The 12,751-nt window shown below is 35.6% G+C and carries 14 protein-coding genes; 2 read left to right on the top strand and 12 right to left on the bottom strand.

The window, feature by feature from the left end; all coding sequences use genetic code 11:
• Positions 1-104 precede the first annotated feature (104 nt).
• Positions 105-749, top strand: coding sequence for a hypothetical protein (locus ACWG42_RS10435; protein ID WP_455792143.1), 645 nt, complete (start codon positions 105-107; stop codon positions 747-749).
• 80 nt (positions 750-829) lie between these two features.
• Here ACWG42_RS10435 and ACWG42_RS10430 read toward each other — a convergent pair whose 3' ends face one another.
• From ACWG42_RS10430 to vanR, 10 genes are all read right to left on the bottom strand, one after another.
• Entirely contained in the window at positions 830-1,750 is a 921-nt protein-coding gene (locus ACWG42_RS10430; RefSeq protein ID WP_455792142.1) for a SufB/SufD family protein, read from the bottom strand.
• 8 nt (positions 1,751-1,758) lie between these two features.
• Complete coding sequence (locus tag ACWG42_RS10425) at positions 1,759-2,463, bottom strand: ATP-binding cassette domain-containing protein (RefSeq protein ID WP_455792140.1); 705 nt, start codon at positions 2,461-2,463, stop codon at positions 1,759-1,761.
• Positions 2,464-2,582: 119 nt separating this feature from the next.
• Positions 2,583-3,131, bottom strand: coding sequence for an NADH peroxidase (locus tag ACWG42_RS10420; RefSeq protein ID WP_455792138.1), 549 nt, complete (start codon positions 3,129-3,131; stop codon positions 2,583-2,585).
• Positions 3,132-3,462: 331 nt separating this feature from the next.
• Entirely contained in the window at positions 3,463-4,368 is a 906-nt protein-coding gene (locus tag ACWG42_RS10415) for a hypothetical protein (RefSeq protein WP_455792136.1), read from the bottom strand.
• 100 nt (positions 4,369-4,468) lie between these two features.
• A complete protein-coding gene (locus ACWG42_RS10410) occupies positions 4,469-5,827 on the bottom strand; it encodes a DUF711 family protein (RefSeq protein ID WP_455792134.1) in 1,359 nt (452 codons plus the stop codon).
• 11 nt (positions 5,828-5,838) lie between these two features.
• Positions 5,839-6,108 (bottom strand): ACT domain-containing protein, encoded by a 270-nt coding sequence (locus ACWG42_RS10405; protein ID WP_455792132.1) that lies wholly within the window; start codon positions 6,106-6,108, stop codon positions 5,839-5,841.
• 123 nt (positions 6,109-6,231) lie between these two features.
• Positions 6,232-6,747: a hypothetical protein gene (locus ACWG42_RS10400; protein ID WP_455792130.1), complete on the bottom strand. Its 516-nt coding sequence runs from the start codon at positions 6,745-6,747 to the stop codon at positions 6,232-6,234.
• Positions 6,748-6,794: 47 nt separating this feature from the next.
• The gene (locus tag ACWG42_RS10395) at positions 6,795-7,916 is read right to left on the bottom strand and encodes a sensor histidine kinase (protein WP_455792129.1); all 1,122 of its coding nucleotides are present in this window, start codon (positions 7,914-7,916) and stop codon (positions 6,795-6,797) included.
• On the bottom strand, positions 7,913-9,010 hold the full coding sequence (locus tag ACWG42_RS10390) for a sensor histidine kinase (protein ID WP_455792127.1): 1,098 nt from the start codon (positions 9,008-9,010) through the stop codon (positions 7,913-7,915). Before ACWG42_RS10390 ends, ACWG42_RS10395 begins: the two co-directional genes overlap by 4 nt.
• Entirely contained in the window at positions 9,000-9,689 is a 690-nt protein-coding gene (gene vanR, locus ACWG42_RS10385; protein WP_455792125.1) for a VanR-ABDEGLN family response regulator transcription factor, read from the bottom strand. Before vanR ends, ACWG42_RS10390 begins: the two co-directional genes overlap by 11 nt.
• Before the next feature lie 152 nt (positions 9,690-9,841).
• On the opposite strand from vanR, the gene ACWG42_RS10380 reads away from it, so the two are divergent.
• Complete coding sequence (locus ACWG42_RS10380) at positions 9,842-10,840, top strand: D-alanyl-D-alanine carboxypeptidase family protein (RefSeq protein WP_455792123.1); 999 nt, start codon at positions 9,842-9,844, stop codon at positions 10,838-10,840.
• A gap of 64 nt (positions 10,841-10,904) precedes the next feature.
• Here the strand turns inward: ACWG42_RS10380 and ACWG42_RS10375 are convergent, their stop codons facing one another.
• Both ACWG42_RS10375 and ACWG42_RS10370 read right to left on the bottom strand, forming a co-directional pair.
• Complete coding sequence (locus tag ACWG42_RS10375) at positions 10,905-11,834, bottom strand: transketolase family protein (protein ID WP_455792121.1); 930 nt, start codon at positions 11,832-11,834, stop codon at positions 10,905-10,907.
• Entirely contained in the window at positions 11,834-12,661 is an 828-nt protein-coding gene (locus ACWG42_RS10370) for a transketolase (protein WP_455792120.1), read from the bottom strand. The genes ACWG42_RS10375 and ACWG42_RS10370 overlap by 1 nt, the downstream gene beginning before the upstream one ends.
• Positions 12,662-12,751: the final 90 nt, after the last annotated feature.

Raw genomic sequence — 12,751 nt, 5'->3', positions numbered from 1 at the left:
AATAGGCCAATGGCAATAGTCTCCTTGCAGTAGTTAAACTACACAAAATATAGAGAGTACACGTGTCTATTTAATAATAAATCAAAAAGATAGAAAGGAGAAGTATGATATCTGTATCAAGTGTACAAGAATATCATACAAGAGCAAATATGCAATTTTGTCATCAAGCAATGAAAACAAGGGCATTGATTTGTATCATCTCTATCTTATGCGTTTGTACAGCGTGTGGAAAACCCAGTGAAGTAAAGGCAGAAATGGGGAAGCAAACAGAGTGTCCTTCTAGTTTAAAAGGCAATGTACGCTATTTTAAAATGGAAGAGTTTTCTGACGCTTCCTGTCACATCATAAATGAAGACTATAAGCAAACAGGAGTACTGTTAGATAATAAGTTTGCTATTACGAATAATGTCTCAGATATATTTGTTAATAACAAAACAGCATCAGCTATTGCTACTCAACATTCATCGATCTCTTATGGAAGTCATACAATAGAAATCAAGTACTACCTATATGATGATATACTGATTGATACTTCCAAAGAAATCATTGAAAAGCAAATATCTGGGCTTTCTGCTACCTACTATTTAAAAATGGGACATGATTATATCAATGGAACTGTTAGTCTTTATGACCTTGATTCTCGATATGAAAATTTCTCAGATATTCCAGAAGAAAATTTGAATAGCATTCATTTGGAAATAAAAAAAGCTCTTGATGCATATACAAATTTAAATACTACAAAATACTAAAACAAACTTTGAAATTTAAAAAGATATCTCCTATAGTTCATTCGTAATAAGTACAAATGAGTAGAGATATCTTTTTTTCTTTATTTTAGGAAACCTTCAACGATTACTTTTTCTGCTTCTTCACTATTTAAACCAAATGTTTGCAGTTTCAACAACTGGTCGTTGTTAATTTTTCCAATGGCAGCCTCATGAATGATTTCTGCATCCACATGATTTGCGGCTATTTCTGGAATACTGCTGATTTTTGCATGATCCATAATGATAGAATCACATTGTATGTGTGCACGTGATTTGTTGTTTCCAACGGCAATTGGATGAAAGGTTTGTATAGATTCATCTTTTCCAACAGAGCGTGAAACAATTTGAACCACACTATCTTCTCCATTTAAATGAACGGATACATCAGAGATTGCCTCTTGTTTCCCATGAGTCATAAGCTTTTCATTGATGACAAGTTTTGCATTTGTCCCGATGTATGCTTCTGTATTTCGTTTTGTAGAATCAACACCTTTGATTTGACTCATATCCATTTGTGCGAAAGAGCCTTCTTCCATATGAATGATGGTTTGTGGATTTAAAATACGTTCTCCACTTCCAGTTCCTTCACCATAATGCTTTTCTACATATTTGATTTTTGCGTTCTTCCCAATGTGGAATACATGAATCCCATCATGTTGAGAAGGATGACATCCATCGTTATGAATCCCACAACCAGCAATAATTTCTACATCTGCATTTTCTCCGATATAAAAATCATTGTACACAAGGTCGTTGATTCCTGAATCTGTTAAGATAACAGGAATATGTACATTTTCACCAATGGTATTTGGCGCAATGATGATATCGATTCCTGGTTTGTCTGTTTTTGCTTGAATTTTGATATTCTCTGTAGAATGTCGTTCTACTCCTTGTCCATTTTTGCGAAGGTTAAATGCACTTCCTGGCATAAATCCTTTAATATCCGCAATTGTATGTAGAAGTTCTTTTTCCATTTTTTCCATAAATTCACCTATTTCTTATATTCACAAGTATCAAACTCGCTCATTAACTGAGGTAGAATTTCATCCCTGTTTCCTTTTGATTTAATATGACCGCCTTCAATGATTACTATTTCATCCGCAAGTTGCATAATACGTTCTTGATGGGAAATTAAAACAATGGATTGTTTTGAATCTTTTTGTAACTTTTGAAAGGTTTCTACAAGTTTGGCAAAGCTCCATAAATCAATACCAGCTTCTGGTTCATCGAAAATAGATAACTTTACTTCTCTAGCAAGGATGGTTGCGATTTCGATACGTTTTACCTCTCCACCAGATAAGCTAACGTCTACATCACGATCTAGATAATCTTTTGAACATAGCCCTACATCGCTTAAGAAGCTACAGCAACGTTCTTCATCTAAATCTTTGCCATGAGCTAAGGATAATAGTTTTCGTACGCTCATACCTTTGAAACGAGGTGGTTGTTGAAAGGCAAATGCAATCTTTCGTTTTGCTCGTTCATCAATGCTTAGTTCAGTAATATCTTCTCCATCAAAGAAAATTTTACCTTCACTTGGCTTTTCAATTCCCATGATGATTTTTGCTAGGGTAGATTTCCCTCCACCATTAGGTCCTGTTATGACTGTAAATTCATTGTCTTCAATTGTTAAATTGATATTTTCTAATATCTTTTTTCCCTCTACTTCAAAGGATATATTTTCTAATGTTAGCATACTAAAACTCCTTTTTCTATCAACGACTGTTATTTTACCATAAATTGTGAAGAAAGCAAAACTATCCGTAGTTCGCAAAAAAAAGACGTATCTGTGAATTTCACAAATACGTCGATAAATTACTTCTTAGCGAAATAACGATCTAATAATCCAGCAAATGCTTTTCCATGGCGTGCTTCATCACGAGCCATTTCATGTACAGTGTCATGAATTGCGTCTAGGTTAGCCTCTTTTGCACGTTTCGCAAGGTCGAATTTACCTGCTGTCGCACCATTTTCAGCGTCCACTCTCATACGTAAGTTCTTCTCTGTAGAATCACTTAGTACTTCTCCTAATAATTCCGCAAATTTAGCTGCATGTTCTGCTTCTTCATAAGCTGCTTTTTCATAATACATACCGATTTCAGGATATCCTTCACGATGTGCAACACGTGCCATTGCTAAATACATACCAACTTCACTGCATTCACCTTCAAAGTTCATACGAAGATCATTCATAATATCTTCACTAGCACCTTGTGCTACACCTACAACGTGTTCTGCAGCCCAAGTCATTTCACCTTCTTGTTTTGTGAATTTATCTGCAGGTGCTTTACAGATAGGACACTGCGCAGGTGCTGCATCTCCTTCATATACATAACCACATACGTTACAAACAAATTTTTCCATTTTAAATTTTCCTCCTTGTTATAACTTTACGAATTAATTTTACAATAAACTTTATTTCAATGGAAATGATTTGCTCGAGAAAATTAAATTTCATTTTAGATGAAAAAAAGCATTTCTATAAGGATTAACCCTATGAAATACTCTTCTATTATTGTCTATAAATTGTATATCTATTTCTTCTATAGTGTTACCATAGGATGCCTTGTATTCTCACTTGATTCTTATCTACTGTTCACAGTCCACGAATTCAATAGTAGAGAACGAAACATTACATTTGTAATACTAAGAACTTCGTGATTTGTATTGTTCTAATTTGCTTCAATTATATGAATTAAAGTTTCGCTTCGTATTCTTTTCTAATAGTTTCGTATTGTTTTTGATTTTCTTCCTTACGACGATGCAAAGAAGTTACTATTTTCTTTACATCCTGAAAAAAAGAATGTACATTGTCTCTCGCTTTTTCAATTTTGTTTTGTACCATAAAGTCAGAGAAAATATTATCAAACACTATATCAAACATTTCTAGCCCTACACTGATGGAGATATTAGAAAGTTCCTGTGCCTGTACATCTTTTAATTCCTTTTGAAAACGTTGAACACTTACTTGTACAGCTGCGATTTTTTCTTGTGCATCGTTAATTTTAGAATGTTTGACCATAGAGGAAATCAAATCTCCTCCAAAGATATCAAACATTCCCCAATTGCTTGCGCTATCTAATTTTTTTATCGCTTCTTCTAATTTTGTAAGTACTACTTCTCCAGCATCAATAGCCTCTTGAAGTTCTTTATCTTGTATACGATTGTTATCCATGTCTTCCATAAGCTTACATAGTGTTTGACCTTCCGCATGGGAAGCGTGAATATCTTCTGTTTGGAGGGCTTTCAAACGTTCTTGTAGGCTTTTTTCTTGTGCGATAAAGGTTTCATAGGAGCGCATTTCTTTTTCAATAGCATCTTGATTTGCCTGTAATTGTTTTAAATGTAGAGCAGCACGCATTGCTTGGGTTTCTTCTTGCGCAAGGCGTTCTTCTTTATCATTGGAAAAGTGTGCCAATATGGAAGTAAAAGATAGGGTTTGTAATTTCTCAACGTCTTGATTTTCTTTTTCCAATTGTTGTTTGGCTACTTCAATATCTGCCAATATTTGTTGATGTTGTTGATTCAATGTTTCCATATACACTTTTGCAGATGCGACTTTCTTAAGTTCTTTTTTTATTACTTGGATTTGTTCATTCATAATTGTATCCCTTTCCTTCCCATAATATTGTTGTGGTTTGATATGTTTATCATATCATGGCAAGATGAGTGAAACAAGAAAAAAACACGCTTCTCACGTGTTAATTCTTTAAGCTTTGAAGAGGTGCAGGAATTTTACCTTTACGATGAATCATAACAGAACAATCTGCTTGATTGATTTTCATAACAGGTCCACTTCCTAACAATCCACCAAACTCTAATTCATCTCCAACATCTTTTCCAATTGCTGGGATTAGACGTACCGCTGTTGTTTTTGAGTTTACCATACCAATGGCAGCTTCATCCGCAATAATTCCTGATATAATTTCAGCCTTTGTTTCTCCTGGAACAACGATCATATCCAATCCAACAGAACATACAGCAGTCATTGCTTCTAGTTTTTCAAGACATAAGTCTCCTGAACGTGCAGCCGCAATCATACCAGCATCTTCACTCACAGGAATGAACGCACCAGATAAACCACCGACATTACTACTTGCCATAACGCCACCTTTTTTAACAGCGTCATTTAGCATCGCAAGACAAGCAGTTGTACCATAGGCACCACATACATCAAGACCCATTTCTTCTAGGATATAGGCAACGGAATCACCAACCGCAGGCGTTGGAGCTAAGGATAAATCTACAATACCAAATGGTACTCCTAAACGTTCACTCGCAATAGATCCAACCAATTGTCCCATACGAGTAATCTTAAATGCAGTTTTCTTAATGATGTCCGCAAGTTCATTCATTGGAAGTGTTTTATCAGCTTTCGCTAATGCAGCACGAACAACACCTGGTCCACTAACACCTACATTGATAACACAGTCTGCTTCTCCAACACCATGGAAAGCACCTGCCATAAATGGATTATCTTCTGGAGCATTACAGAACACTACAAGTTTAGCAGCACCAATACAGTTGCGATCTTTTGTAAGTTCTGCGGCTTCTTTTACCATACGCCCCATCAATTCTACTGCATTCATATTAATACCTGCTTTTGTAGAACCAACGTTTACAGAAGCACATACATGCTCTGTTTCTGCTAAGGCTCTAGGAATTGATTCCATCAATTCACGATCTCCTGCAGCACATCCTTTTTGAACGAGAGCAGAATAGCCACCAATAAAGTTAACACCAACGCTTTGTGCACATCGTTCTAATGTATGCGCATATTTCACTGGGTCTCCTCCACTAACTGCCGCTAACATCGCAATTGGAGTTACAGAGATTCTTTTATTAATAATAGGGATACCATATTCACGTTCGATATCATCCCCTGTTTTTACTAAATCTTTTGCTAAACGAGTGATTTTGTTATAAATCTTTTCACAAGATTTATCAATATCACTGTCTGCACAATCCAACAAAGAAATACCCATCGTTATGGTACGAACATCTAAGTATTCCTCATCAATCATTTTAATTGTTTCTAATATCTCATGTACATTGATCATGTAGTCACCGCCTATATTTTATGCATAGAATTGAAGATATCCTCATGCATAACATGAATGGTCAATCCTGATGTTTTCCCTACTTCTTCCATATGTGCAGCAAAATCTGCCAAAGAAGAATTCCCTTTTGTTATATCAATTAACATGATCATCGCAAACATATCTTGCAACAATGTCTGGGATACCTCAATCACATTCATATTTGCTTTTTCACACTCAACGCTTACTTTTGCTAAGATACCCACCATATCTTTTCCGATAACACTAACGACAGCTCTCATACCGCTCTCCTCCTTTATAAATCTTATTCTAAATTATACTGTAAGATCTTTAAAAGCACAAGGTAAAATATAACAAATGTACACATTTGATAAACATATGTGTACATTTCATAGAAAATGTTTTTATTTGAATCTTTGGGTTGCTAAAGCAAGCGGTTGCATTTCAAATGGCTCGTATGCGTTTTGCAATCCTTCTAGATTACAGGTGAACTCTTCTTCATAATAAGGGGCTTCTTTTTGAGCCTTTAATTTTGATGAAATTAAGTTGGATACTGGCTGGGATAACGTCACTTTTCGCTTTCCTTTGATGATGTTATTTGCATCAATAAGATACAATACACAAGTATATCCATCTCCATCCGTAAAACTTCTCCAAAGGGATTCATCATACTCATTATCATGACAACTAAAGATAAAATCGCTCGTATCGATTGCATCTTCTAGTGTTAATAAAAACACTGCGATATCATATTTATATACAAAATCTATTTGCAAAGGTTGTTTCTTGAGTGCGTTGCATTCAAAATCACTCCATGCTTCATCTTTTACTACGAACATGAACTCATGATCGACATAATCCATCACGGTTCCCTCAGTTTCTATATTGACTGGAAACACACTTCCTACTTCTGCGTTCATTTTATGCCCTCTCTTTTTCGTTCATTATAACACAATATTTCTTTTTTTTATTGTGAAATAGTTTCTTGTTGTGGGGATTGTTTCTTTGGGATACTGATATAAAAGCTCAACTCATCTGCAATGGAAGAAGCACGCAAACTTCCCTTCTGCATATCAATGATTTGATTAGCAATACCAAGCCCCAACACGTGTGACTTATCATTTCCATGCATGTCTTCTAAACGGTAATAATTGTGAAAGATATGTGCAATTTGATACGCTGATAAATGATAGGAATCACAACGCATAACAACATCATACGCATCCTCATGTTGTTCTACAACGATCTTTATGGTCGTTTCACTTTTTCCTAATTCGATTAGATTACGGAGTAAATCACGCATAACACGCGCAATCTTATCATTGTCCGCATATAACTCTAAATGTTTTGGACTTTGCAAATCTACACTCATCATTTTTTCTTCAAAATATGGATAGTATTCATCTACGACTTGTTCCAACATACGATCCAAATACATCGTATCTGGATTCCATTTTGCATATTGAAGATTAAATCGGGTGATATCAAAGAACTCATTGATCATATCTTCTAAATTCATTGATTTATGAAGTACTTTCACGATATAGTCACGTTTGATATCGGGAGTAATGCGTTTTTCTTCGTTTAAGAATTCCAAATACATTAAGATATTGGAAAGAGGCATTTTAATATCTTGTGCTAATAGATAAATTAAATCCTTTTTCTTTTCCTCATCTTCTTGTGCAGAGGATAAATAAATCTGGTATTCATCTGCAATTTGAAGAACAATTTCTTCTGTTTTTTTCATCTCCGCTGGAAAGTTAATTTTCACGCGTTCTTTACGCATGACATCATCCATTCCATCCATCAGGATACGCATGTATTTCACTAAATCCTTGCATAAGTAATAAATAATAATGAACCCAGCTGCCACTATCACTGCAGGAAGGATGACTGAATATAATTTTCTTACTGCTTCAAAGGGATCTCCGCTTACATCGAATAGATGAATAAAATCGACAACAACTCCATTTAATACTTTATCAAAGATATAAATGGCACTGATTCCACCAAGCGTGATTCCCGCTACTACTAGGAAGTATTTAAGAAATAGTTTACGTTTTACTTCACGAAGGTAATTTTTTCTCATAAAAACACCCCCTGTGAAATAGGTAAATCAATGGTAAAAGTAATGTGATGATCATTCGCATTTGCGACTATCTTCCCATGATGTAATTCTATGATTTCTTTCGCAATGGCTAAACCAAGACCTGCCCCTCCACTGGTTGAGGTACGAGCAGTAGAAGCACGATAAAATTTATCAAACAAATGTTTTACCGTTTCCTCATCAATGGCTTCTCCTTCATTTTGATAAATCAATTGAATCGAAGTATCTTTTTGAATGCCTTGGACTTCAATAATAGAATTCTCATTACTATATGTAATCGCATTACGCATAAGGTTATCAAACACACGGAGGAGTTTATCGTAATCTCCAACAACATAGAATTCTTCTGGCAAATCCACTTGCATGGTAATGCCTCGCTTTTCCATAAGGGGATAAAAACCGGCAAGTTGTTGTTGTAACATTTGGTTCACATTAATCTTAGCTAGATTTAATTGTGATACACGATCATCATAACGTAAGATTTCCGAAAACTCATCAATCAAATCATCCAATCTTTCAGCCTTTTCATAAGCGATACGAATGGATGTTTCTTGTTGGGTTTCATCTACACGATGATCTAAAATATGATTGATATAACCAATCATTGAGGTTAGTGGGGTTTTTAAGTCATGCGCCAAATACATTAACAATTGATTCTTATGTTCTTTCTCTTGAATGGATAGCTCTTGTGTTTCATTTCGTTTACAAAGCATCGCATCAACTTTATCCTTTGCATTCTGAAATTGCGGAAACAACTTAAAATTAAGCGGTGTTCGCTTTTGTTCTCCTTGTAAGGTTTTCAATAAAACATTCATATTATGGAAGAATAAGCTCAAAAAACCATACAGTAAAAGAGTCAATGCCCCTACAAATAGAAAGGTATTGATCTCCCACGAATAATTTAGATAAAACATGAGAAAATCCGAATCACTTAACAAGCTTTGGCTTGCGTACAAACTAGCATAATAATTGGTCGTAGCTATAAGTACGAAAATACCTCCAAGTACAAGAACACTCAATAACAAAAATAAGAAAATCAGACGCTTTTGAAGCTGTCTGTATTCACTATTCTTCAATTTGATACCCTACGCCCCATACGGTTTTAATAAACTTGGGGTTTCTTGGCGGTTCATGCATTTTCTCTCGCAAACGACGAATATGTACCATAACGGTATTATTACTGTCGAAATATTTTTCTTTCCAAACAGCTTCAAAGAGTTCTTCGCTCGTCACCACTTTTCCACGGTTTTTGCATAAATACCACAGAATAGAAAACTCGATTGGTGTTAACATCAACGTTTGATCATATAAGGAAGCTCGATGGGAATCGTTATCGATAATCAAACCTTTGAAATCTATGATATTTACATTTTCACTTTGTTGATTATACTTTTTATAACGACGTAATTGCGCCTTTACACGCGCAACCATTTCTAATGGGTTGAATGGCTTTGTGATATAATCATCCGCTCCTAAAGACAACCCTTGAATCTTGTCCATATCTTCTACTTTAGCAGTTAACATAATCACTGGAAATGTATACTTTTCACGAATCATTTTACAAATCTCGAATCCATTGATTTTTGGCATCATGATATCGAGAAGTGCCAGATCTACCGTGTTATGTTCCATAAAGCGTACTGCATCTTCACTGTCATAAAACTCATGTACTTCATAACCTTCATTGCTTAAGTACAAGGTGACCAAATCTGCAATTTCTTTTTCATCATCTAAAACTAATATTTTTGTTTGCATGATAGATCCCTCCTTGTGTCTATTATAGCAAATCTACAACCACTTAGGGAGACGACTTTTCGATTGTAAGAAAATATTAAGGGATATTTCCTTTTATTCTTTCTGTATTTCATCACTTTCCTGTGGTATCATGTACATTAGGAGTGGATACTATGCGAAATTATGAACAACTGAAACATTTAAAGAACATACGAAAAAGATGGTACATCATTGCGATTGTTTCTTTGGTGTTGTTGCTGATTGATATTTCCTTATTGTGGGGTATCCAGCAATATTTCCCTGATGTTTGGGAAAAAGAGACGAAAATTTTAGATACAAAAGTTGAGGCGAGTGATGAACAACACGCGATATCTAAAGCCTTAAAAAATATAGAACTGCATAGTGGTTATGCAATTTTGATTGATTTAGAAGATTATCAAACATTGTATGAAAAAGGTGCTGATGAAAAAATTTATCCAGCCTCTTTGACGAAGGTCCTCACTGCTGTTGTCGCCTTGGATGCAATTTCCAATTTACAAAGTAAAGGTGAAGTACAAGAAAAAGATCTGGCTGGTTTATGGGAAGAGAATGCCTATGTAGTAGGATTAAAAGCAGGGGATGTGTTGACATATGAACAGGCTTTATATGCTTTGATTTTATCTTCAGGTGCAGATGCCGCAAACTTCCTTTCGAACAATCTCGCAAAAGATACGCCATCCTTTGTGGAAGAAATGAATAAAAAAGCGAATACCTTGGGTATGTTACAAACTCATTTTACAAATACCATTGGGTTACATAATGATCAACATTATACAACCTTAAACGAGATGAAGATGATGATGGTTCATGCGTTGAAGAATCCTGTCTTTAAGAAGATGATGAGTACATTAAATTATACGATTGAGGGTTTGGCAAGCCATCCGGATGGAATGGAAATTAAAAGTTCTCTTTTGAAATATGGTGGAGATATCACCTTTGAAGGTGGAGAAATCATTGGTGGTAAAAGTGGATATACTCCTGAAGCGCAATGTTGTTTGATTAGTATTGCTAGAATGGATGATGATCATATGTATATGATGATCAGCGCAAAAGCTGGAGGAGATCCTGTTGGTGATCACAATCATATCAAGGATGCTAAAAAGGTATATGAAGCCATAGCAAGTACAAGATAATTATAATAAAAAAGAAAAGAAGTTGGGTACGTTGATCCCGACTTCTTTTTAAGATGTAAGTTTTTTATTTTGCTTCTACAACTACTTTGACAATATCGTTTGCTGTCAAACCATATTTTTCTAATAGTGATGCAGGAGTTCCACTTTCACCAAATGTATCCTGAATACCTACCATAGCAATTTTTCTTGGTGCTTTTTTGCTTAGTACTTCAGCAACAGCAGAACCTAATCCACCAATTACGCTATGTTCTTCACATGTCACAAACAAATCGTGAGTAGCTGCAAGTTTTACTAACAATTCTTCATCGATTGGCTTGATTGTGTGCATATCCACAACGGTTGGTTCATAACCTTTTTCTTTTAATTGGTCATACGCAGCTAATGCTGCTTCTACCATGATACCATTTGCAATAATCGCAACATTTTTACCTTCACGAAGAACGTTTCCTTTTCCAATTTGGAAGTCTACGCTATCAGCATTATAAACATCTTCTACAGCCATACGCCCTAAACGTACATAACATGGTCCTTCATATGCTGCTACTGCTTTGATAGCCGCAGTCGTAGAAACACCATCTGCTGGAGAAACAACAACCATTCCAGGAATTGAACGCATCAATGCAATATCTTCGATACTCTGGTGACTTGCACCATCTTCACCTACCGTAATACCAGCATGTGTAGCACATACTTTTACATTTAAGTGTGGGTATCCAATAGAGTTACGTACTTGTTCGAATGCACGTCCTGCCGCAAACATTGCGAAACTACTAGCAAATACAATATTTCCACTTGTTGCCATACCAGCCGCAACCGTAATCATATTTCCTTCCGCAATTCCCATATTAAAATGTTGTCCAGGTGCTACTTTCTTAGCTTCTGCAGTTTTTGTAGAGCCAGATAAGTCCGCATCCAATACCATTACATTTTTATTTTCTTTTACTAATTCAGCTAATGCTTTACCATAAGCTTCTCTGGTAGCCATCTTTGCCATTATTTGCATCCTCCTTCTAATTCAGCCAAAGCGTCTGCACATTGTTCAGCACTAGGTGCTACACCATGCCAACCTGCCTGATTTTCCATGAAGGATACACCCTTACCTTTTACCGTTTTTCCAACGATAACAGTTGGTTGTCCTTTAACTGTTTTTGCTTGTTCACAAGCTTTGATTACTGCTTCTAAATCATTTCCATCTTCCAATGTAATTACGTTCCATCCAAAAGCTTTGAATTTTTCATCAATTGGAGTTGGATTCATAACATCGCTAACTTTTCCATCAATCTGTAAACCATTGTGGTCTACGATTGCTAGTAAGTTATCTAATTTATAATGTGATGCAGCCATTGCTGCTTCCCATACTTGACCTTCTTGACATTCACCATCTCCAAGAAGTGTATAAATGCGACTTGGTTCATTGTGATATTTGTTTGAAATTGCCATACCAACTGCAGCAGAAATCCCCTGTCCTAAAGAACCCGTAGACATATCAATGCCTGCTAATTTTCTCATACTAGGATGTCCCTGTAAACGAGAGTTCACTTTACGGAATGTAGAAAGTTCACTTTCTTCAATGAATCCCTTTTCTGCTAATACAGAATACATTAATGGTGATGCATGTCCCTTAGATAACACGAAACGATCCCTATTCGTTGAGTTGATGTTATCGTTGTTGATGTCCATCTGTGTAAAATAAATTGCTGTCGCAAATTCAACAGATGACAAGCTTCCGCCAGGATGTCCAGATTTTGCTTCTGTGACTGTTTTCACAATATTCTTACGGATATTGTTGGCGTGTCCCTTTAGTACTTCGATATCGTACATTCTTTTGTCCTCCTTATTAATTGACAAAAATATTATACTATATTTTACAAGCAAAATTATGTGAAATTATAGAAAAAGGGACTTTTTTGT

It is taken from the genome of Amedibacillus sp. YH-ame10 (assembly GCF_053848885.1).
The sequence above is the reverse complement of the archived record's forward strand: the minus strand, read 5'-3'. Positions and strand labels throughout refer to the sequence as shown.